Origin of the sequence: Brevibacillus laterosporus (genome assembly GCA_007833815.1) — a bacterium.
GTDB lineage: Bacteria > Bacillota > Bacilli > Brevibacillales > Brevibacillaceae > Brevibacillus_B > Brevibacillus_B laterosporus_D.
Genome location: CP033464.1, coordinates 3,229,329 through 3,251,216, shown reverse-complemented (window position 1 = coordinate 3,251,216; position 21,888 = coordinate 3,229,329). Strand labels below are relative to the sequence as shown.

Below are 21,888 nucleotides of genomic sequence, written 5' to 3'. Positions count from 1 at the left end.
GGTTTGTTATACAAACAAAAAAAGCACAGGCTTTTCCTGTGCTTTAAGGTTTAAACTGTGTTATATATGAAGTACCACTTGTGTTATCAAACACGGCACTTCACTAGTCTCTACTATAAAAAACACTTTTACTCTTCGCTTGTCTCTTCTTGTAAATCCCATTGCTCCAACAATTTTTGATATTCTTTCGATTCCTCATAGCGACCAGCCTGCATTAAAAGAGCAGTCAATCGGCGGATGTGTTCAACGTCAAATCCAGATAGGTCTACATACTTTTTCAATGCATCAATGGCTGCTTCTGTCTTTCCTTGAGACAGTAAAATATCACTATGTAATGGATAAGCAATGACATATTCTTCGTCAATTGCAATCAACAACTGAATATAATGCTCCGCTTCTTCCCATTTGTCCGTATAGAAAGACATCAATGCACAGCCATATACTACTTCTGGCAATTGCTCGTACTGCACAGCCTTTATATATAGCTGATAAGCTTCTTCAAATTGACCCTGCTGTGCAAACGTGCGCGCTTTTAATATAAGCGCATGGAACGTGGTTTCAGAAATGTCATCTAATAGGTTAATTGCTTCCTGCACTTCACCCGTTTTCATGTGCATTTCGCTTAACGCAGCTCGTAACTCTTCATTATTTGGATCACGGTCATAAGCAATCTTCAAGTATTTGATAGCTACTTCTTCTAAATCTTGCATAGCATACAAGTCAGCTAGCAGTAGATACAGTTGAATCTCATCGTAGCCATCCTCTTTAAGACCATACAAGTATTCGTGGGCAGCATCGTAATCCGCTTCATCCAAAGCAATTTCTGCCGCCATAATCTTTACTTCCTGACTCATTTCTTTTTGTGTAGTGGGGTTCGCTAACAAATCTTGAATGATCTTGAATGCTTCCTCATTGTGTCCAAGTCCATACCACACATCGGCCAAACAGAACATTACTTCAGGGATTTCTTTACCGTGTTCGCCCACTTTATGTAAAACTTGCAGTCCAAGTTCCATTTCATCATTTTCAATTTTGTTAACAGCTTCCTCAATGATACGCAGCCATTTTTTTGGCATGCGAAACACCCCATTTCTATACTAAGCGATAAAAGACCGTCAAATTGACGGTCCTCATCTTATATTTTATATAATTTTAGGCTCTTGTAAACCAGCTCATAGTCAAAACCGTAATTAAAATACCAAAAAAGCTTAAAATGACACTATAATTCGGCTTGTTTGACGAGGGCTCCATATCTGAGGTGATCACATTAACACGCATCTCTTTTTGGTGTTTTAATAAAGGAGCTGCTGTTTCACCACCAGAATCAATCGTTTGAACGGCCACATCTTGGTCTGTTTCAGACGCTGTACTTACTTCGGGTTTAACATTGTCAGAGGAAAGTGCTTCCGCTTTTGCAGTATAAGGCATAAATGAGTTCAGGTTATCGTCCGAATTATGATAAAGCGTGAAAGAACAGATCATCAAAAGTACCATTGCCACACTAAGCCCAATGCGGCGCATACGAACGGTTAAAGTAAATACCTTTTTCCCGATAGGAATGGCCCACTTCTCTTCCGACAGAATGCGTGCCATGACGGCATCCACAATCGAAGTGGCAGGAGGATTAGCTATGTAGTCTTCTTTATGCATTTGTATGAACTTGTCACTATCCAGTAATACATCATATTGTGAATGACAGGAATCACAACAGGCCAGGTGATTCTGAAGCCTACGCTCCGATAACTCCGGCAAATTGCCCTGTGCATAGTCATGTAACATTTCTTGTGCCTCGTCGCACCTCATCGCTTACTCATCCCTTCGGCTTCTTCCAGTTGAGAATCTATAAAATAAGATTCCAATTGTAATTTAATGCTTTGTCTCGCCCGAAATAAAAGAGATTTAACCGAACTCACCGTGAGATCGAGGATTTTGGCAATTTCATTGTAATCCAGTTGCTCATACTCTCGTAAGATAAGCGCAGATCGTTGTTTTTCGGGAAGGTTATTAATCGCTTGTCTCACCAAATCCTCACGCTCTGTTTGCAACAATTGCTGTTCAGGGAGGCGTTCAAAGGAAATGCTAGGAACTTGGACACTATCTTCCAGATAAACGTCAGCGTTACGACTTTTACGAAGTTCACTCAATACTGTGTTGCGAGCAATGGTATACAACCATGTTGAAAATGTAGCTTCCACATCTCGAAAAGAATGAAGGCTCTTATACGCTTTATAAAAGGTTTCCTGACAAATGTCTTCTGCTATATGTTCCAAATGCGCCTGACGTAACATATGAGCAACAAAGGTCAAAATCTTCCTTTCATACCGGCGTATCAGTTCGGCATAACTTTCAATATTGCCCTCTTTTATTTCGCGAATTAACTGGGAATCGGTCATTGACTAGGTTTACCTCCTAAGCGATTCCAAACTCCCCAGTGACCCATGCACTAAATTAGACCACGCAGATCACCAAAAGTTGCGGAAAAGGCATAAACTTTTTCAGCGATGAAGAACCCACCTTCAGACCAATGAATAGCTCTTGAAGGAGTAGGTTCTACAACTCAACATTTCATATGCTAAAGTAGCCTACGTAGAGTAACTAAGAAGAAAAACAGGGGACTACGCTTTTCTGTTGTACCGTCGTTCGGAACAGTATGAAAAAACCCCATGACGGGGTTACATCGCGTAGTTATAAGGCCGTAACGACCGCAGATGTTTTCCTGCGCCAATTGTCGAATGATGGGTACCATTCTGATAAATAAAGGTCCCTTTCGACATAACACTCACAGGATTACATATTTCGCTAAGAATGAGCATAGTGGAAATAGGATGATTTGTCAACCATTTGTCTTTTTTTAGGAACAATAAATCAGCATCTGCACCTGGTAATAAACTACCTTTAACAGGATAGCAACCTGCCAGCTTTGCAACGTTTGTGGAAGCTAGTCGTACCATTAAGGATAGGATACGCTCTGCTTCTCCACGGACCCATAATTGTGACGGTATCGTTAACTCCTGTATGGAAGCAAACAGCGAATGATGCAAATACCAATTTTTCAGCTGACTCACTAGCCATCCTTGCTCTTTCTGTTTCTCTTCAAGTTTCCCAACCGGCTGGAGATGATAAAAAGAAATCGCTTCTTTTATTACTTCTTTTGTTTGGTTTTCATTTACACAGGTGCGAATTTTTCCATAATGGCAATATTGCAACCATGCTTCTATGATATTCTGACGATCTTCTCGGGAAATGGTTTCACCTAAAATGTGCAAATGTAGGGACACACGCTCCTGTAAAAGAAGCGGATATAGTCTATTCCAATTGATTCGGTGCACTTCTTCCGGTGTATATACCATAATTTGAATGAGTCGAAACCCTTGTTTAATTAATTGGCGAAGCCTATCTTGATGACATTCTCCTGCTGTTATTTCAATTCTGACAGCATAATCAATAGGACTATTGTAATGGGGAGATAGCTGGTACATACATTGTGACTCATCCATCCAGTTTCCTATCTGAATGGTATCAATAAATGTTGTGATTCCTTGTTCAATTAATAAGCGGATTTGTTGAACATACGATTGAGTAGGGCGATAACACAATGAATTAGCTTTCAATACCTGTAGAAAGCCAGGCAAAATATAAAAATTAGAAGCATCAATTTCCAATAAAGCTTGTCCACCACTCCACTTTTTAAGTAATGTATCTGGATGAGTACGTACAATTTTACCTTGTTGGATCCAAATATCTGCTTGTTTAACAGCATGCTGTGTGACAACCGTCCCATTACGAATTATAGTAAGTGGCTCACCCATGCTCGTCCCCCTCTTGATCTTTTCGTCATCAAGATTTCCTTTACTACGAGCATATGAGAAAAATGTGTATTTATTCCTCAGATTTGTGAATTCAAACTATCAGCTTCCAGAAAATAAAAAAAACCGCTGATTGAATGAAAGCGCATTCAATCAGCGGTAGCACACATGTGCTTCATATTTGGATAGGAGTGGAGAGAAACCATACTGTACTTCTAATTATACCCATTTATAGTAACTTGTCAAACTATTTTTATCGTAAGTATAATTTTGAAAAGTCTTATTCCCTCCGAATCAAAAAATCTCCCAGTAAAAAATCTTCATTTACTGGGAGATTTTTATTATTGAGTAACACCAAAAGTGATACTTCCTAGATCAGTTGCCATATGAATAGGAAATGTGCCATCTCCCAAGGTTTTAACCGTTTTGACGCTTACTCCGCTACGTTCAACTTGTAACTCATGCCCAGAGATACTTCCTAGTTGAGTACTCGCTGTTAACGTCACTTGGCTCTTTTCAGGAATATTTACGCTAACAGCCCCTAGTTCAGATCGAAGTTGCCAAGGCCCACTTGGAACTACTTCGCTTGAAACACTAATCATTCCTGCATCATTTCCTATATCCAGCGTTCCTCGCACTGAACCCTTTACCGTAATCTTTCCTACATCTGAGCAAAGAGTTGCGTTCGCAATGTTGGTCGCGTCAATAGCACCGGCATTAGAGATAACCTGTAACTGTTCTGCAACATCAGAAACCGTAACCTTGCCTGCATCTGACTTCACATCCGCTTTTCTTACCTTCTTAATGTCTGTTAAACCAGCTTTTACTTCAGACATAATCTCCACATTCTCTGGCACCATCACATGCAACGTGATATCTCGAGCCATATTGCTGTTATCCCTGACCTCTATACTGGTTTCTTGTCCTTGTTCTACATTTACTTCGACATCTTTTGCTCTATGTTCTGCCTCTTCCTTGAAATCGGCTTTCACATTTCCATCAACACGAATATGAAAACGACCATCCACAGAACCTTCTACCATAACCTTGCCATAATCATTTGTGATACGAAGCTTTTGCATACCCGCTACTTCCAAATCTTTTTCCATCACGGTAACAAATTGCACAGGCCCCTTATAAAAACGATTGGTTACTATATCCATAATGTTTCCATTCGAAAAAACTTGATAGACATTGGCTCCTATAAGTATCACGACCATAAAAATCAAGCTACCAACATCTAATTTCCAGTCTGGGCTGTTTTCATCTGTCTGAAACAATTGACGTAGAATCAATTCAACTCCAATGATAATAAGTAACAGCGGCCAAAATTTTAAGACCGTTGCTAGATAATTGGTAAAATAAAGTTGATCTACTAATATACCGCTCCCAACCGCTAAGACAGTTATGGCTAATTGCCAAGGACCTATCCGCTTATAACGCGGGCGTACGGGAATCAATGATGGTTGTTTTTCTTCCGGCTGACGCATGAACTTCCCCTCTCGATCTACATCCGTTTGTACGTTGAGTTTATTGTAGCACATAACATTTGATGCTGGCTCAGACCTCGGACGTATCTTTGTCTAAGACCCTTGTTTGTTTCTTATAATTTTATTATGTAAACAAAAAAGTAGCTTCTATCTATTACGATAGAAGCTACTCCTTATATATGTTTGAGCAGAAAGAGCCTAGTTTTGTCTCATCCCTTCTCGGCTTATCGCTGACAAATGGATGCTAGTAATTTAGCAAAACCAGGAAACGATACGTCGATTGCCTCTGCTTGACGAACAACTGTCTCACCTTGTGATGCCAATCCCGCAATAGCCATGGCCATGCCTATGCGATGGTCCCCCATGCTATTGATATCGGTACCATGTAAGATGCATTCTCCTGTAATGATCATGCCATCGTCAGTTGGTTGAACCTTCGCACCAAACTTACCGAGCTGGCTTACCACAGTTGCAATCCGATCTGTTTCTTTAACCTTTAATTCTGCGGCATCGCGAATGATGGTGTCTCCCACTGCCTGTGTAGCCATAACAGCAATGACAGGAATCTCGTCAATTAAACGCGGAATAAGATCACCTTCGATGACGATGCCATGTAATTTTGCATAGGCTACGTAGATGTCTGCTACTGGTTCCTCATTCACTACTCGTTCATTTCGTAATTCAATAGTCCCCCCCATAGCACGAACTACATCAATGATTCCTGTACGTGTCGGGTTAATTCCAACATTTTTAATCAAAAGCTCGCTTTCAGGTAACATCATGACAGCCGCAATTAAGAATGCTGCGGATGAAATGTCGCCTGGTACGCTAATCTCTCTACCAATCAGCTTTTGGCCACCTTGCACGCTCACTAGATTACCAGATTGCTCTACTTCTACACCAAAAGCACGCAACATACGTTCGGTATGATCGCGAGACACGCTTGGTTCTTCTACACTTGTCGTTCCTTCCGCCTGCAAACCAGCGAGTAGAATAGCTGACTTTATTTGTGCGCTAGCCACAGGAGAAACATATTGAATCCCTTTTAAATCTCCCCCACGAATGGACAGTGGAGTAAACTCACCATTTTTTCGGCCATCTATCTTAGCACCCATCTCACGTAAAGGTCCAATCACACGTCGCATTGGACGTTTAGCAATGGATTCATCCCCTTCCACCACACAATAAAACGGTTGCGTAGCTAGAATGCCACTCATCAATCGAATGGTGGTACCAGAGTTACCTACATCAAGCTTTTGATTCGGTTCTTGTAATCCAAACCAACCTTTCCCTTGTACGGTTACCTGATCACCTTCTCGTTCTATCGAAACACCCATTCTCGAAAAGCAATCAATCGTACTCAGGCAATCGGCTCCTTGTAAAAAACCACTTATTCGTGTGGTACCCTCTGCCAATGCTCCAAACATGACAGCCCGATGCGAAATAGACTTATCTCCGGGTACTTGTGTTTCCCCTTGTATTCTACTAGCTGGTTGAATGGTTAACATGCCTACACTCCTATCTCAATCTATCTGTATTAATCTCTACGATACACATTGTAATTAAAATAACGCAGGAGTTCTATACCTTTTGCCAGCTCTGTTTCATTGCGGAAGCTGATCCGCAACGCGCCATATTCATCCTCACGTGTTTCCCTAATCTGTAGGTTAGTAATACTAATCTCTTTACTTCCTAGCAAAGTAGTAATCCTACCAATCTCACCTGGATGGTCAGGAATGTCGATGTAGAGATCATGTAGTGCTGGAATGGCACCTGGTCGTCGTTCGGGAATAGAGTCCCTGAAATCACGTGCTCCTTGGAAGAATGATTCAATCTCGTTCGCATCTTCCTGTTCCAAAGCATGGATAATTTCTGTAAAATCCTCTTGCCAATCACGAGCGATCTGTAACAAATATGTTTTATTGCTTATTAAAACATCTCTCCACAACTTGGGATTGCTAGAGGCAATACGAGTAATATCACGAAAGCCACCTGCTGCTAGTCGATGATACCAAGGTTTTTGATCGTTATATTTAGATACCTGATTCACTAACAGAGCAGCGATTAAATGAGGAAAGTGACTGATCGCACCAACGATTTCGTCATGCTCGTCGGGTTTTAACACGATGACTTTAGCACGAAGCGGCTTCAACACATCCTGTAAAAACTCTACTTGATCAGAGGGTGTCGCTTCATCTGGTGTAAGCACGTAAAAAGCATTTTCAAATAATCGTTCATTTCCGGCTTCTACCCCTGATTTATGTGACCCTGCCATGGGATGACCCCCGATAAAAGTAACGCCTTTCTCACGTAATATGCGGGCACTTTGTACCACTTGATATTTTGTGCTACCTACATCTGTGATAATTGTTCCTTCTTTCAAACGTAAATGAGCCAGCGATCGCATAAGAAGATGAATTTGTTCCACAGGAGCTGCAATAAAAATAATATCCGCCTCTTTCACAGCAAGCTGCAAATCGGTGCTACCTGTGTGAATAACTCCTCTTTCCACCGCCTTGTCAAGTTGATCCTGATGTAAATCAAAACCGACAATCCTGTTGGCAGGATCATGGCGCAACGCAAGTCCAATGGAAGCACCAATTAATCCTACTCCCAGAATGGCAATCGTTCTATTCATATTCTCCGCTCCACTCCACAGAATCTCTCTATTATTTTCTCCTTTTACCTGTATCGTTCTCTTGCAAAAGAACGAAATAGAACAGCTAGATAGTAGAAAAAGCCGGTGTTGACCGGCCTGCTCCACTACTTTTACTTCTATTTTACCTTACTATTTTTCAACTTGTTACTTTTGAACAGCTTCAGTCACTAGACTTTCCAAGGCCACTAACAGCTTGTCGTTCTGTTCACTGTTTCCAATAGTGATACGCAGATAACCAGGATGGCCGAGCGCATTACCTGAGCGAGTGATAATTCCTTTTTGCAACAAGTATTGGAACGCCTCGTCTGAATCCCTCTTTACTTCTAGTAGAACAAAGTTTGTTTGAGATGGGAAATAGTGCAGACCCAATTCTTCGCACTTGTCAGTGATACGCTTCATCTGTTGACGATTTTTTTGACTACATTCCTTGGCAAATTCCTGATCAGAAATCGCTGCACGCGCTGCTATTTGTGAGAGAGAACCTGTGTTAAATGGCTCACGCACATGATTGAGATGCTGCACGATTTCTGGAATAGCTACACCGTAACCGATCCGGAGGGCTGCTAATCCATAGATTTTAGAGAATGTACGCAAAATAATGATATTTTTATATTTATTAAGGAGCGGTATGGTTTGCGGATAATTTTCGTCCACCACATATTCATAGTAAGCCTCATCCAGTACAACTAATACGTTTGCTGGCACTTTTTCTAAAAAGGCAAGCAGCTCATCTGATGTATTCATTGTTCCAGATGGATTGTTAGGATTGCATATCCAGACCACACGAGTCTGTTCATTGATGGCAGCTAACATCGCTTCTAGATCATGTACTCCATCTTTTAACGGTATTTCAAGTAAGTCCGCACCCTCTACTATTACATTTGATCTGTATTGAGAAAATGTTGGGTACGCCATAACGCTATTGGTACCCTTCTCCAGATAAGCACGGGCGATCATTAGTACAATCTCGTCAGAACCGTTACCGAAGACCAATTGCTCAGGTTGTACGTTTAAAAATTCTGCCAGTTCCCATCGCAGTCGCATACTAGCACCATCTGGATAGATAGCCAAGTCATTCATAGCAGCTAACATTGCTTCTTTTACTACGGGAGAATAACCGTATGGATTTTCGTTGGAAGCTAATTTAATTACTTCCGTAAGTCCCAATTCACGCTTTACATCTTCGATAGGTTTTCCAGGTTTGTACACCGGAACACTTAAAATTCGCTCTTTAGGTAGCACTTTTCCTCACCCCATGCTCTTTGTTTCTGTTATTTTAACTCATGAGTTAAGGAATTTACAAACTTTTTCACTCGCTCTAATCCACTGTTCCGCGTTTCTTTACTAGAGAGGGCTTCTAGATTCTTCTCTACTTCTCTTACAATAGCGCTTCCCACAATCACAGCATCAGCATAGCTTGCGACTGCCCGCACTTGCTCAGGGGAAGAAATTCCAAAGCCTACCGCAAGAGGTATGCTGCTATTTTCACGAGCATTTTTTAATAAATCATCCAGTTCGGGCGGTAGGTTGTCTCGAACCCCTGTAACCCCCAATGAGGATACACAATATAAAAATCCATCCGCTTCTTTGCCAATCATGGTAATTCGTTCTTTTGATGTAGGCGCAATCAATTGGATCAAATGTATACCATGTTGCTTGGCGGATGCACGAGCCGCTACACTCTCTTCAAACGGTAAATCTGGGATAATGGCTCCATCCAGTCCATATGCCTGTAGATCAGCAAAGAAACGTTCCACACCATATTGCATGACCGGATTACAATATGTAAAGATCACCAGTGGGATATCTACACCAGATGCACGTAATCTTTCTCCAAGTACAATGGCGTCTTTAAGCTTCACACCCTGAGCCAAGGCACGCTGAGATGCCCGTTGAATAATCGGTCCATCGGCCAAAGGATCAGAGTATGGCACACCAAGCTCAATGATGTCAGCTCCTGCTTCAATTAGCTTGTGTACCAAATTAAAAGTTACATCCAAAGAAGGATCTCCTACAGTAATGAAGGGAATGAATCGTTTGATGGATCGGTCAGCAAACATCTCTTCCATTCTTGTCATTGTACGTGGCATCTTAGTTCCCCTCCTTGCTCAGATGGCTTTGTAATGTATGAACGTCTTTATCTCCTCGTCCGGAAAGACACACAGCAATAATTTGATCAGACGTCATGTGTGGAGCGCGCTTCACGACCTCCGCTATGGCATGTGAGCTTTCCAAAGCAGGCAATATCCCTTCTAATCTAGTAAGTAGTTGGCAAGCTTCCAAAGCTTCCTGATCAGTAATTGCCACATATTCCACTCTGCCGCAATCTTTTAAATAGGAGTGCTCTGGACCCACACCAGGGTAATCAAGACCGGCTGAAATCGAGTGAGCCTCCTGCACCTGTCCATCGTCATCTTGCAAAAGGTACGTAAGAGAGCCGTGAATGACACCAGGACGCCCTTTTGTTAATGTTGCTGCATGCTTATCAGTATCCACACCTTCTCCTGCTGCTTCCACCGCTGTCAGGCTCACTTGATCCTTCACAAAGGGATAGAAGAAGCCAATGGCATTGCTGCCTCCTCCGATGCATGCGATAAGTTCATCAGGCAAGCGCCCAAGTTGTTCCAAGGACTGTGCACGTGTCTCCGTTCCAATAATTTTTTGGAATTCACGCACCATATACGGATACGGATGTGGTCCCATTGCGGAGCCAATTACATAATAGGTTTCCTCCACATTACTCACCCAATAGCGAATCGCTTCGTTAGTAGCATCCTTTAAGGTAGCGGTACCTGATGATACAGGAATTACTTCAGCTCCCAGTAGCTTCATACGAAACACATTTAACTCCTGGCGTCTAATATCTTCTTCGCCCATAAAAACTTTGCAGGAGAGTCCAAGACGCGCCGCCACTGTCGCACTCGCTACTCCATGCTGACCAGCTCCTGTTTCCGCGATAATGGCCTGTTTACCCATACGTTTAGCCAGTAACGCTTGTGCCAAAGCATTATTTAATTTATGAGCGCCGGTGTGATTTAAATCTTCTCGTTTTAAATAGATCTGAGCCCCTCCCAGATGCGCACTCAGCCGTTCGGCATGATAAAATGGGGTCGGTCTTCCTGCATAGTAGCGAAGAAACTGGTTTAATTCTGCATGGAAGGACTCATCCTCCAAAGCTTCCAGCAAGTTTTTTTCCAATTCAATTAAGGCTTTCATTAAAGTCTCTGGAACAAATCTGCCCCCATATTCTCCAAACCTGCCTGATTGTAAGACAGACTCATTTCGTACGTTTGTAGCTTGCGACATGCTGCTTCACCCTTTCTACCAACTCTATTATTTTGCTAGCATCCTTCACGCCATCTGTCTCCACGCCACTTGAGAGGTCAATCAGATTAGGAGCGTATTCGCGAAGTAATGTTTCTACATTCTCTATTGAGATACCACCAGCGATAATAGCAGGCAGTGGAGCTGTCATTCGTTGCAAATCGGGTATGTGCGTCCAAATAAATTTTTTACCCGTACCTCCTGCTTGATTTTGATCATGCGTGTCAAACAAATAAGCTTGCACGCTATTTTTATAGGAGGTAAGTCTTTCTGATATAGAGTCACTCCCTGCTCCTATCCCAATCGCTTTCCATACTGGCTTACCGTAACGTGTTTGTACCATTTGGCAAAATTCTGGCGTTTCTTGACCATGCAATTGAAACACATCCAAAGGTACTTGGTTAAAGACGTCGTCCAGATCAGGTAAATCTGGATTGACGAAGACCCCTACCAGGCGCGGAAAAGTTTCCAATTTACTTTCCAGTTGATTTAATTTCACTATACCCCTAGCTTCTTCAATCAAAGTTCTTGCCTGCTCTGCTGTCACCTGACGCTTACTTTCGGTAAAAACAAAGCCTACATATTCCACGCTTAGCTGTTGAAGTAAGACCAACGTATCTGAGTCCTTAATCCCACAGATTTTTAAGGAGGTCATGTCGTTTCACCTTCTGAGATCATCTTTACTTTCACCTGTTTCTCTTGCATGAGATCACGCACGGCACTGACCACGTCCTGCTGGCGCATAAATTGCTCACCAACCAAAATGGAGCGTGCTCCTGCCATACCCACCATGTTCACTTCAGCAGCTGTTGCTAAACCACTCTCACTCACTACAGGTATTTCTGTAGGAATCAGTTTTAGGAGCTCCGCAGATGTATTTAGATCAGTGGTAAATGTGCGCAAATCCCGATTGTTAATACCAAGCAACATTGGCTCTACTGCGGACATAACCTGCTCTAATTCTGTTTGATTATGAACTTCTATCAAGACATCTAACCCTATATCCACTGCCATTTGATAAAAGTGCTTGATCTGTTCACGATTCAGAATAGCTGCGATCAATAGAATAGCATCCGCACCGTTCCCTCTCGCTTCAACAATCTGATATTCATCAACGATAAAATCTTTTCGTAACAGCGGCTGTGAGACTTGTTCTCTTATTATGTTTAGATATGTTAGATCACCTTGAAAGAACGTTTCGTCCGTTAACACAGAGATCGCATCTACACCAGCTTCCTGATAAGACTTAGCAATGGCTACCGGATCAAAATCAGCACGAATGATACCTTTAGATGGGGAAGCCTTTTTTACTTCAGCAATTAGGCTCACCTGCCGAACACTATTAGTAAGGGCTTTGACAAAACCACGAGTAACAGGCAGTGCCTGAATGTTCATTAGCATCTGTTGAAGAGTTGTACATTGACGTAATGCTGCCACTTCCACTTTCTTTTGCTCAACAATCTTACGAAGCATGATGAACCCTCCCCATCACCTGACGTAGTTGCTCCAGCTTTCGCATTGCGTTGCCATTGTCAATCAATTCTGCAGCACGGATGACACCCTTTTGCAAGCTACTCACTTTATCTGTTAGATACAAAATAGCACCTGCATTTAGTAGCACAATATCTCGTTTTGCACCCCGTGTTCCTTGAAAGATCTGCTCTAGAATCTGTGCGTTCTCTGTAGCGTCACCCCCTATAAGTTCTGCGGCCGTTCCCAGCTTTAAACCTAAGCGTTCCGGGTCAATGCGATACGCTGTTACCTCACCATCTCGCAATTCAGCTACTTCACTTTCCCCAGTAATGGTCAGTTCATCTAAACCATCCAGTCCAGCTACCACCATAGCTTTTGAAACGCCTAATTGCCCTAGTGTCTGTGCGATCGGTACCAACAACTGACGATCGTACAAGCCTAGTAACTGACGATCAGCCCTAGCTGGATTCGTTAAAGGTCCTAACAAGTTGAAAACCGTTCGAATCGCCAGCTCTCTTCTAGGTACAGCGGCATGACGCATCGCTTCATGATAAAGTGGTGCGAACAAAAAGCAGAGATTGGTTTCTTCCAGACATTCCGCTGCTTGTTCAGGCGTCAGTTGGATAGGTATACCTAGTGCTTCTAACACGTCAGCGCTCCCACACTTACTAGAAACAGCCCGATTTCCGTGTTTGGCGACGATCACACCACCACTAGCTGCCACAATGGCTGAGGCTGTAGAAATGTTAAAAGTGGAAGCACCATCTCCTCCTGTTCCACACGTATCAATTACATTTTGTTTAGCTAAAGGAAACATTTTGACCCGCTCACGCATCGCTTCTGCGAAGCCGATCAATTCCTCAACCTGTTCACCTTTTACACGCAGTGCTGCCAGAAAAGCACCTATCTGTGCATGAGTCGCTTTGCCATCCATGATTTCACCCATCGCTAGTCGAGCTGTCGTACGATCTAGATGCTGCTTGCGACTAATCATATCCAAGGAGGTCGTTAGCATAACGCTACCCCCTTTGGCTGAAAGAGTTTCTCTGCTTTTTCCAATGCTTTGACCATCGCTGCTGCCTTGTTCATTGCCTCTTGATACTCAAGCTCTGCCACCGAATCAGCTACGATACCGCCCCCGGCTTGTATGTGCACATGATTCTCTGTAAACAACAGGGTACGAATTGTGATGCAACTGTCGAGATTGCCCGTGAAACTGAAGTAGCAAATAGATCCTGCATAGGTATGACGAGCATCTTGCTCCAATTCTGCAATGATTTCCATCGCTCGCAATTTGGGAGCCCCAGACACCGTACCAGCGGGAAAAGCAGCAAGGAGAGCATCGAAACAATCCAAATCTTCACGCATCTCCCCTGACACATCAGAGACAATATGCATCACATGAGAGTAACGGTCTACATGTAAAGCGTTATCCACCTTGACCGTACCGTATTTGGAGACTCGTCCTGCATCATTACGGGCTAAATCAACCAACATATGATGCTCAGCTAATTCTTTAGGATCGGCCAACAATTCTTGCTCCAAAGCCACATCTTCTTCAAGTGTTGCTCCTCGCTTGCGTGTACCAGCTATAGGGCGAACCTCAATCTTGTTGTTCTGCACTTTTACCAGTACTTCCGGTGATGCCCCAACCAGCGTTGCTGATTCAAATGGTAAGTAATACAAATAAGGAGACGGATTGGTCGTTCTCAACATGCGATAAACATCAAATGGGTCCACGTCCGTCTTCATCGTCATACGCTGAGAAAGGACAACCTGAAAGATATCTCCACTCGCAATATACTCTTTTGCTTTAGCGATCATCGTCTCATACTCTGAGAGAGTCATGTTGCTTTGCAAGCTGTTTGTGGCTAAATTCTTAGCTTCTTCTCCTAGCTGATCAGGTTGGCAGTATGAGTCGAGTTTACCTGTCTGATTTATTTCGTTTCCTTGTTGCCGTAGTCTTGTATCTTTTGAGACAGCAGTATGCAAGATATGATCACGTAAAGCAACCAAACGTGACCTTGCCTTTGCATACTTAATCTGTAGCGATTCTTCTGTGTCTTCCTCGGAAACCCTGATGTGAACCATGCATTGAATTTCTTGTTTCACATGATCATAAACAAGCATTTCATCAACAAAGACGACATGTAGATCAGGGATATCTAGAGGTTGATTTCTATGCTTTGGCAATTGTGTCTCTACATAGCGTAGCGTATTGTATCCTAGATATCCGATTGCTCCTCCTGTCAACGGCGGGAATTCACCAATGGAAGGCGCTTTATACTGCTGACACAATTCTCGTAATACTTCCATCGGATTTCGGTTAAACTGTTCTCGCTCCCCGGACTCTTTGTGGAGCGTCACCTGCTGATCGCTAGCTTCTACCCGTAAAAAGGGACGTAGACCAATAAAGGAGTACCTAGACCAATGCCCTCCTCCCTCAACGCTTTCTAGCAAAAAAGAAGCTTCTTTCATACATTTTTGATACAGACTGATCGGTGTTTCCTGATCAGCTAAAAGGGTAAGTCGAATCGGAATAAAATTGTGTGTAGATGCATAATGCTGCACCTCTTGAAATGTGGGTTCTAACATGGACAACGCACCTCTCTTCTTAGATAGAAAGAGGATGGTCGTATAGGAGATGGAATGATGTGTAAGACAAAAAACACCCAGGAAAGAGTCCTGGGTGTTGGTTTTTAGTATCGCTAAACCAGTCTCAGCTCTCCTCGTCTCATACAACCTATCTCTTCTCAACTCTACTCAGCTCTGATCTTGCCTATTATCTTGCTCTTGCTACTAATCTTGCTCTTATCTACTTGCCTGTTCTTAACTAGTAAAACTTTCTCTTACTTTACAAAACCTTCTCCCCTGCTGTCAACTATTCTTTTACTAAATCTGGACGCAAGCGAACTGCCTCCCGTTGAAAAATATGTTGAATTTCATGTGGAGACTTATCAGTATTGATGTGTAGCATGACACGAATACAGCACTTTAGACTACCTTCCACCGAAATTTCTTTTGCACACATAAGTGGAACATGCTCCCATTTCAAAAACTCTCTTGCAGCCTGAGCTGGAAATACAGCATCCAAATCCTCTGTCATCGTGATGATGGCGCTCGCTATATCGTCTGTCTCAATTCCATTTTTACGTACCATTTCACGCAAAAGCTCTGCGGTTGCCGTTAAAATTTCGCTCTTCTCATTCAGGGTGACCGTTGTCGCACCACGGACCCCTCTTAGCTTACTCATTGTTGTGACTCCTCCCACTCTACTCTCATAAACCGTAGTACATTTTCTTCTTCTACCCAAGGCACGATCTCTACATGCTCCATAGAAGTTGGCAAAACAAGTGTAAGTTTTCCTGCAACGCCTTTTTTATCCAGATGCATTGCCCTCAGTACATCTTCTGGATGCAATCCTTTTGGCCATTGGGTTGGCAATCCAAAGGCTGAGAGCACTCTTTTTGTACGCTCCGCTACACCTTGTGGCGCCATTTTTATAGACTCTGCATAACGCGCAGCTACTATCATACCGATCGAGATCGCTTCCCCATGATTTAGCTGATTATAACCAGTCAATGCTTCAAAAGCATGACCAAAGGTATGACCCAGATTTAAGGTCATTCGAATATCTTGCTCTGTCTCATCTTTGGCTACAACCGCCGCTTTTACGGCACAACCACGATAGATCGCTTCTCCAACTAGTTCAGCGTCCAGCTCCATTAGACTTTTCGCATGCTCCTCCAACCATCGCACAAATCCTTCATCTGAAATAAGACCGTGCTTAACCACTTCCGCAAAACCAGCTGAGATTTCTCTAGGGGGCAATGTTTGTAGCGTAGCCACATCGTAAATAACCATCAAAGGCTGGTGAAAAGCTCCAATCAAATTCTTACCCAATCGATGATTGATAGCCACCTTACCACCTACCGAGCTATCATGAGCCAGCAGGCTTGTGGGAATTTGCACAAAATCAATTCCACGCATATACGTGGCTGCTACAAATCCAGCCAAATCACCTACAACTCCACCGCCTAATGCAAGCACGACAGATTTACGATCAAGCCCTGCCTCAATAGCAGCAGTCATCACCTCTTCGTAGACAGCGAACTGTTTCGCTTTTTCGCCAGCAGGAACAATATGGAATGCAACTTGATAACCTGCCTCTGCTAAGTGATGCTGTAATGGCTTCAAATAGTGTTGCGCTACATGGGCATCCGTTATAAGAAATAGCTTTTGAGAAGCCTTGATGTTTACCTCCTGTAGCAGGGCAGGTGTCTGGCTCAACAGCCCTGCCCCAATATGAATCGGATAAGCTCTCTCATTCAAATCAACAAATAACGTTCGTTTTTCCATTAGAATTTCTCCGTGTAAGTGCGGTATTCTTCTACATTAGCCAACATGTCATCTAATGCATCTGATGGAAATTTCTCACACATTGCACGAGCAATTTCCCAAGCGACGACCGCTTCAGCCACTACACTAGCAGCTGGTACAGCACAGCTATCAGAACGTTCAATCGTTGCTGCAAATGGCTCTTTGGTATCAATATCTACACTCATTAACGGTTTATATAAAGTAGGGATTGGCTTCATTACACCACGCACCACAATTGGCATACCAGTGGTCATGCTACCCTCCAGACCACCTGCCCGATTTGTTGTGCGGCTGTAGCCTTTTCCTTCCGTCCATTCAATTTCATCGTGTACCTGCGAACCCGGCAACCCTGCCGCTTCAAAGCCAATTCCAATCTCTACTCCTTTAAACGCTTGAATACTCATAATAGCTTGAGCTAATCTAGCATCCAGCTTGCGATCCCACTGCACATAGCTACCTAAACCAATAGGTACGCCTTCCACGATTACTTCTACGATTCCACCTAGAGAATCGCCTTCTTCTTTAGCGCGATCTATAAGCTCCATCATTTTTTTCTCCGCAACCGGGTCAATGCAACGCACAGGTGAGTCCTCTGTAATTTGCATTAAATCGTCAAAAGATAATTCGCGTTCTTCTGCTACGACATGCCCGATCTGCTTAACACGACCAGCTACACGAATACCAAATTGGGCTAATAATTGGCGTGCCACAGCACCTACCGCTACCCGCATTGTCGTTTCCCGCGCACTAGAGCGTTCTAGAATATTTCGCATATCCCTTTGGTGATATTTAATAGCCCCATTCAAGTCAGCATGACCAGGACGTGGACGCGACACACGACGGCGTGCTTCATCCTCTTCTGGTACAGGTTCAGCGCTCATAATTTTTTGCCAGTGGGTCCAGTCATTATTCTCAACAATCAACGTAACAGGAGCACCCGTTGTATACCCGTGACGTACACCCGACACGACCTGCACAGTATCTTTCTCAATCTGCATCCGACGTCCTCGACCATGCCCCTTTTGGCGACGGTGTAATTGTTTGTTTATTTCGTCAAATGAAAAGGGAAGATTGCTAGGAATTCCTTCAATAATAGCTGTTAATTGTGGTCCATGTGACTCTCCTGCGGTTATATATCTCACTCTTCTCTCCTCCAGTCCAATCCTTTAACACTTTTAAGCGATATAATATCATACATAGCCTAAGATGGAAACAAAAATAAGACAAAATGCTTCTCACGATAGGGAGAAGCATTCTGCCATGTCTATAGATGATCGATGGTCATAAGTCGATCAGCCTGCTCACGATAGTAGAGTCGCTTCTGCATCACTAGGTTTTCCAGTTGGCGAGTTTCTGTGCCTAGAATCTGTCCACACTCTTGCAAATTGATGAGCCCAAGTCGATACGCTTCAATCACCTTTGATTTATCCATTGACTCGTTGCCTCCGTCTGGAAAAGTTTGTCTTCCTAGTAGCTATTGTTCAATAAATAAATCATTGGTATACATGAATCGTTATGATTTTATTACCTTTTTATAAAAAAACGTATCTTCTGCCTCAAATTGATATTGCTGTGGCTGGAAAATTTGCTCTGTACTCCCTACGAATAATACGCCACCAGGGCGAAGAGCACGACTAAACTTTTGATATAATTCATGTTTCGCTTCTTCTGTAAAATAAATCATGACATTGCGGCAGATAATTAGATCATAGCCTGTATCAAATGACTCAGCTAGCAGATTATGTTTTTTAAAGTGCACGGCATTCTTTATTTCTTGATCCAGACGATATGTAAGCTGGTCTTTATGAAAATATTTTTGTAATAAATCTTTGGGGCAATCTTGTAAAGAACGCTCCAAATATACACCCTGCTTCGCTTTCGCAATCGCTCCTTCATCAATATCACTAGCTAAAATATTAGAGGACGCGAGTAATTGCTTTCTTTTTAACACAAGTGACAGTGTATAGGGTTCTTCCCCTGTAGAACACGCTGCACTCCACAGCTTCAGACGGCGAGACTCTGCATATAATCTGGGCAGAATTTTGTTTTCGAGCGTCTCCCATCTACCTGGATTTCGGAAAAACTCTGAAACATTTATGGTCATCCGATCCAAAAACTCATAGAATAAATCCTGATCTTTGTTTAAGCCTTCAAAATACGCAACAAAGCTGTTAAACCCCCGCTTTATTCGTAAAGAAGTTAGTCTGCGCTTCATTTGTGCCTCTTTATATAGCGCTAGATCAATGCCCGTTTTCTTTTTGATCAGGTCAATAAATTGCAAGAAATCTTTGTCCTCCACTATGTATAATCCCCCTTTTGCCTTACTTCAAGCCATTCGTTACACAATTCGCTAAATCCTGCTACGAAACGAAAAAAAGACCTTCCAAAGAAGGCCCTTTTACCAAAGTTGTCAAATTAGATCCAACGAGCAATCGTTTTTTCTACGGAAACGATTTCATCCTTAGAGAACCAAAGACCGATTTCACGCTCTGCGCTTTCAGCAGAATCAGAACCATGAATGATATTCATACCTACAGATACTGCATAATCACCACGAATTGTTCCAGGTGCTGCATCAGCTGGGTTCGTTTTTCCCATCATGTTGCGTGCTGTGCTAATAACCTTGTCACCTTCCCATACCATTGCAAATACAGGACCAGATGTGATGAAGTCTACCAATTCACCAAAGAAAGGACGCTCTTTATGTTCAGCGTAATGTTCTTCCGCTTTTTCACGGCTTACATTCATTAGTTTAGCGCCAACCAAAGCAAAGCCCTTTTTCTCAAAACGAGCAACGATCTCTCCTACAAGATTACGTTGTACGCCGTCTGGCTTTACCATGATAAAAGTTTTTTCCATGTCGAATGCCCTCCATACCTATATGTAGAGAATATTTGTACCATCGAGAATTTTATCAGAAGAAAGCCGTACAAGCAACCGCTCAGTTGCAGAAACTTCATTAAATTTGATTGATATTGAAGAGTTATTATTTTCACATAGTTTTGCGTATACATTTCCTCTCCCATTGTATACCTTACATAGTACAAAAAGCCCCTTTCCGACAAGGAGGGCACTGAAAAAGTCCACTTAACAAAAAAAGGTATAATCCCTCATTTTTCGAGGTGATTGTACCTTTTTTCTGTATAATAAAAGTATCAATTTATGTGGGTGGGTACGATGATTCAAAAACAACAATCAATGATCTTCAGTCCATTTATAGCTATATATGATGTAGTCGTTCCGAAGGATAATTTGTTACGAAAAATCAACGAACTTATGGACTTCTCTTTTGTGTATGACGAGCTTAAGGATAAATACTGCCTAGATAATGGTCGTAAAGCTATTGATCCTATTCGTATGTTTAAATATTTATTGTTGAAGTCTATTTATGATTTGTCTGATGTAGATTTGGTTGAACGTTCGAAATATGACATGTCATTTAAGTATTTTCTCCATATGGTACCAGAGGAGAAAGTGATAGAAGCGAGTTCTTTAACCAAATTTCGAAAGCTACGTTTAAAAGACATTAACCTTCTAGATATGCTTATTAATAAAACAGTTCAAATCGCTATTGAAAAGGGGATTATCAAAAGTAAAGCTATTATTGTTGATGCTACTCATACGAAAGCTCGCTATAATCAAAAATCTCCGAAGGAGATCCTCACGGATCGATCAAAGAAATTAAGAAAAGCCGTCTACACAATAGATGAAAATATGAAGCAGAAGTTCCCTGCTAAAACAACATCCAATGTATTAGAGGATGAAATAGACTACTGTCAAAAGCTCATTGACGTAATCGAAAAAGAAGGCAATATCTCCGAGTATCCAAAAGTAAAAGAACAGTTAAATCTACTGAAAGAAACTGTCACTGATGACCTCGAACAGTTGCAAATCTCAGAAGATCCTGATGCAAAACTTGGTCATAAAAGTGCAGATTCCTCGTTTTTTGGCTACAAAACACACTTGGCAATGAGTGAAGAAAGGATAATCACAGCCGCAACAATTACTTCTGGAGAAAAAAGTGATGGAAAGCAATTACAAACGTTGATTGAGAAAAGTATAGAAGCTGGCATGGAGATTGAAACAGTTATCGGTGATACAGCTTATTCGGAAAAAGATAATATTATTTACAGTAAAAAGAATGAAATCAAACTAGTTTCTAAATTAAACCCTCTCGTTACGCAAGGGAATCGTAAAAAGGAAGATGAATTTGAATTTAATAAGGATGCCGGGATGTATGTGTGTAAAGCAGGACATATGGCAGTCCGTAAAGCTCGACAAGGGAAAAAAGGTGTAGGGAAAAATCAAACGGATACGTATTACTTTGATATTGAGAAATGCAAGCAATGTCCATTGAAAGAGGATTGTTATAAAGACGGAGCAAAAAGCAAAAGTTACTCAGTGAGTATTAAATCCAGTGAACATACTGAACAGGCAAAATTCCAAGAGAGTGAGTACTTTAAAGAAAAATCAAAGGAAAGATATAAAATTGAAGCGAAAAACAGTGAGCTAAAACACAGACACGGGTATGATGTGGCATCATCTTCGGGTCTTATTGGCATGGAGTTACAAGGGGCAATGGCTATATTCACTGTAAACTTAAAAAGAATATTGAAATTAATGGATTAAAAACAAAATAATAAACCGATGAAAATGGTAAAAAGACGACTCTTGCATTCAAGAAATGAATTTGAGCCGTCTTTTTTTGATGAAGCTATATAATTCCTTCGGAAAATCGTAAGATTTTCAGTGCCCT

At 42.1% G+C, this 21,888-nt stretch carries 20 protein-coding genes; 1 reads left to right on the top strand and 19 read right to left on the bottom strand.

What is annotated here, in order from left to right; genetic code table 11:
* Window positions 1-128 precede the first annotated feature (128 nt).
* The 19 genes from EEL30_16965 to EEL30_16875 all read right to left on the bottom strand — a co-directional run bounded on the left by EEL30_16965 (window position 129) and on the right by EEL30_16875 (window position 19,991).
* Window positions 129-1,076: a pilus assembly protein PilF gene (locus EEL30_16965; protein ID QDX93834.1), complete on the bottom strand. Its 948-nt coding sequence runs from the start codon at window positions 1,074-1,076 to the stop codon at window positions 129-131.
* 76 nt (window positions 1,077-1,152) lie between these two features.
* Entirely contained in the window at window positions 1,153-1,803 is a 651-nt protein-coding gene (locus tag EEL30_16960) for a zf-HC2 domain-containing protein (GenBank protein ID QDX93833.1), read from the bottom strand.
* Window positions 1,800-2,393: a sigma-70 family RNA polymerase sigma factor gene (locus EEL30_16955; GenBank protein QDX93832.1), complete on the bottom strand. Its 594-nt coding sequence runs from the start codon at window positions 2,391-2,393 to the stop codon at window positions 1,800-1,802. The genes EEL30_16960 and EEL30_16955 overlap by 4 nt, the downstream gene beginning before the upstream one ends.
* 279 nt (window positions 2,394-2,672) lie before the next feature.
* The gene (locus tag EEL30_16950) at window positions 2,673-3,809 is read right to left on the bottom strand and encodes a hypothetical protein (GenBank protein ID QDX93831.1); all 1,137 of its coding nucleotides are present in this window, start codon (window positions 3,807-3,809) and stop codon (window positions 2,673-2,675) included.
* A gap of 338 nt (window positions 3,810-4,147) precedes the next feature.
* Window positions 4,148-5,296 (bottom strand): hypothetical protein, encoded by a 1,149-nt coding sequence (locus EEL30_16945; protein QDX93830.1) that lies wholly within the window; start codon window positions 5,294-5,296, stop codon window positions 4,148-4,150.
* Window positions 5,297-5,520: 224 nt separating this feature from the next.
* Window positions 5,521-6,804, bottom strand: a complete 1,284-nt coding sequence (gene aroA, locus EEL30_16940; protein QDX93829.1) for a 3-phosphoshikimate 1-carboxyvinyltransferase — start codon at window positions 6,802-6,804, stop codon at window positions 5,521-5,523.
* Window positions 6,805-6,833: 29 nt separating this feature from the next.
* Entirely contained in the window at window positions 6,834-7,934 is a 1,101-nt protein-coding gene (locus EEL30_16935; GenBank protein ID QDX93828.1) for a prephenate dehydrogenase, read from the bottom strand.
* Window positions 7,935-8,099: 165 nt separating this feature from the next.
* Window positions 8,100-9,197 (bottom strand): histidinol-phosphate transaminase, encoded by a 1,098-nt coding sequence (locus tag EEL30_16930; GenBank protein ID QDX93827.1) that lies wholly within the window; start codon window positions 9,195-9,197, stop codon window positions 8,100-8,102.
* 29 nt (window positions 9,198-9,226) lie between these two features.
* Window positions 9,227-10,045 (bottom strand): tryptophan synthase subunit alpha, encoded by an 819-nt coding sequence (locus tag EEL30_16925; protein ID QDX93826.1) that lies wholly within the window; start codon window positions 10,043-10,045, stop codon window positions 9,227-9,229.
* Between the two features lies 1 nt (window position 10,046).
* On the bottom strand, window positions 10,047-11,261 hold the full coding sequence (trpB, locus tag EEL30_16920) for a tryptophan synthase subunit beta (GenBank protein ID QDX93825.1): 1,215 nt from the start codon (window positions 11,259-11,261) through the stop codon (window positions 10,047-10,049).
* Window positions 11,233-11,934, bottom strand: coding sequence for a phosphoribosylanthranilate isomerase (locus tag EEL30_16915; protein ID QDX93824.1), 702 nt, complete (start codon window positions 11,932-11,934; stop codon window positions 11,233-11,235). The genes trpB and EEL30_16915 overlap by 29 nt, the downstream gene beginning before the upstream one ends.
* Window positions 11,931-12,752 (bottom strand): indole-3-glycerol phosphate synthase TrpC, encoded by an 822-nt coding sequence (gene trpC, locus EEL30_16910; protein ID QDX93823.1) that lies wholly within the window; start codon window positions 12,750-12,752, stop codon window positions 11,931-11,933. The genes EEL30_16915 and trpC overlap by 4 nt, the downstream gene beginning before the upstream one ends.
* A complete protein-coding gene (trpD, locus tag EEL30_16905; GenBank protein QDX93822.1) occupies window positions 12,742-13,767 on the bottom strand; it encodes an anthranilate phosphoribosyltransferase in 1,026 nt (341 codons plus the stop codon). Before trpD ends, trpC begins: the two co-directional genes overlap by 11 nt.
* Complete coding sequence (gene trpE, locus EEL30_16900) at window positions 13,761-15,347, bottom strand: anthranilate synthase component I (protein QDX93821.1); 1,587 nt, start codon at window positions 15,345-15,347, stop codon at window positions 13,761-13,763. Before trpE ends, trpD begins: the two co-directional genes overlap by 7 nt.
* Window positions 15,348-15,633: 286 nt before the next feature.
* Window positions 15,634-16,005 carry a chorismate mutase gene (gene aroH, locus EEL30_16895; GenBank protein QDX93820.1) on the bottom strand — a complete coding sequence of 124 codons (372 nt, stop codon included), beginning with the start codon at window positions 16,003-16,005 and terminating at the stop codon, window positions 15,634-15,636.
* On the bottom strand, window positions 16,002-17,111 hold the full coding sequence (locus EEL30_16890; GenBank protein QDX93819.1) for a 3-dehydroquinate synthase: 1,110 nt from the start codon (window positions 17,109-17,111) through the stop codon (window positions 16,002-16,004). The genes aroH and EEL30_16890 overlap by 4 nt, the downstream gene beginning before the upstream one ends.
* Window positions 17,111-18,274 (bottom strand): chorismate synthase, encoded by a 1,164-nt coding sequence (locus tag EEL30_16885; GenBank protein QDX93818.1) that lies wholly within the window; start codon window positions 18,272-18,274, stop codon window positions 17,111-17,113. Before EEL30_16885 ends, EEL30_16890 begins: the two co-directional genes overlap by 1 nt.
* A 371-nt stretch (window positions 18,275-18,645) precedes the next feature.
* Entirely contained in the window at window positions 18,646-19,431 is a 786-nt protein-coding gene (locus EEL30_16880; GenBank protein ID QDX93817.1) for a protein-glutamate O-methyltransferase CheR, read from the bottom strand.
* Window positions 19,432-19,547: 116 nt separating this feature from the next.
* Window positions 19,548-19,991, bottom strand: a complete 444-nt coding sequence (locus tag EEL30_16875) for a nucleoside-diphosphate kinase (GenBank protein ID QDX93816.1) — start codon at window positions 19,989-19,991, stop codon at window positions 19,548-19,550.
* A 318-nt stretch (window positions 19,992-20,309) separates the two neighbouring features.
* Between EEL30_16875 and EEL30_16870 the strand changes: the two genes are divergently transcribed.
* Complete coding sequence (locus EEL30_16870; protein ID QDX93815.1) at window positions 20,310-21,761, top strand: IS1182 family transposase; 1,452 nt, start codon at window positions 20,310-20,312, stop codon at window positions 21,759-21,761.
* Window positions 21,762-21,888 lie beyond the last annotated feature (127 nt).

What these genes read in the sequence shown, in the direction of transcription:
- EEL30_16965 (QDX93834.1), bottom strand. Translation starts at nt 1,076, where the DNA reads ATGCCAAAAAAATGGCTGCGTATCATTGAGGAAGCTGTTAACAAAATT.
- EEL30_16960 (QDX93833.1), bottom strand. Translation starts at nt 1,803, where the DNA reads ATGAGGTGCGACGAGGCACAAGAAATGTTACATGACTATGCACAGGGC.
- EEL30_16955 (QDX93832.1), bottom strand. Translation starts at nt 2,393, where the DNA reads ATGACCGATTCCCAGTTAATTCGCGAAATAAAAGAGGGCAATATTGAA.
- EEL30_16950 (QDX93831.1), bottom strand. Translation starts at nt 3,809, where the DNA reads ATGGGTGAGCCACTTACTATAATTCGTAATGGGACGGTTGTCACACAG.
- EEL30_16945 (QDX93830.1), bottom strand. Translation starts at nt 5,296, where the DNA reads ATGCGTCAGCCGGAAGAAAAACAACCATCATTGATTCCCGTACGCCCG.
- aroA (QDX93829.1), bottom strand. Translation starts at nt 6,804, where the DNA reads ATGTTAACCATTCAACCAGCTAGTAGAATACAAGGGGAAACACAAGTA.
- EEL30_16935 (QDX93828.1), bottom strand. Translation starts at nt 7,934, where the DNA reads ATGAATAGAACGATTGCCATTCTGGGAGTAGGATTAATTGGTGCTTCC.
- EEL30_16925 (QDX93826.1), bottom strand. Translation starts at nt 10,045, where the DNA reads ATGCCACGTACAATGACAAGAATGGAAGAGATGTTTGCTGACCGATCC.
- trpB (QDX93825.1), bottom strand. Translation starts at nt 11,261, where the DNA reads ATGTCGCAAGCTACAAACGTACGAAATGAGTCTGTCTTACAATCAGGC.
- EEL30_16915 (QDX93824.1), bottom strand. Translation starts at nt 11,934, where the DNA reads ATGACCTCCTTAAAAATCTGTGGGATTAAGGACTCAGATACGTTGGTC.
- trpC (QDX93823.1), bottom strand. Translation starts at nt 12,752, where the DNA reads ATGCTTCGTAAGATTGTTGAGCAAAAGAAAGTGGAAGTGGCAGCATTA.
- trpD (QDX93822.1), bottom strand. Translation starts at nt 13,767, where the DNA reads ATGCTAACGACCTCCTTGGATATGATTAGTCGCAAGCAGCATCTAGAT.
- trpE (QDX93821.1), bottom strand. Translation starts at nt 15,347, where the DNA reads ATGTTAGAACCCACATTTCAAGAGGTGCAGCATTATGCATCTACACAC.
- aroH (QDX93820.1), bottom strand. Translation starts at nt 16,005, where the DNA reads ATGAGTAAGCTAAGAGGGGTCCGTGGTGCGACAACGGTCACCCTGAAT.
- EEL30_16890 (QDX93819.1), bottom strand. Translation starts at nt 17,111, where the DNA reads ATGGAAAAACGAACGTTATTTGTTGATTTGAATGAGAGAGCTTATCCG.
- EEL30_16875 (QDX93816.1), bottom strand. Translation starts at nt 19,991, where the DNA reads ATGGAAAAAACTTTTATCATGGTAAAGCCAGACGGCGTACAACGTAAT.
- EEL30_16870 (QDX93815.1), top strand. Translation starts at nt 20,310, where the DNA reads ATGATTCAAAAACAACAATCAATGATCTTCAGTCCATTTATAGCTATA.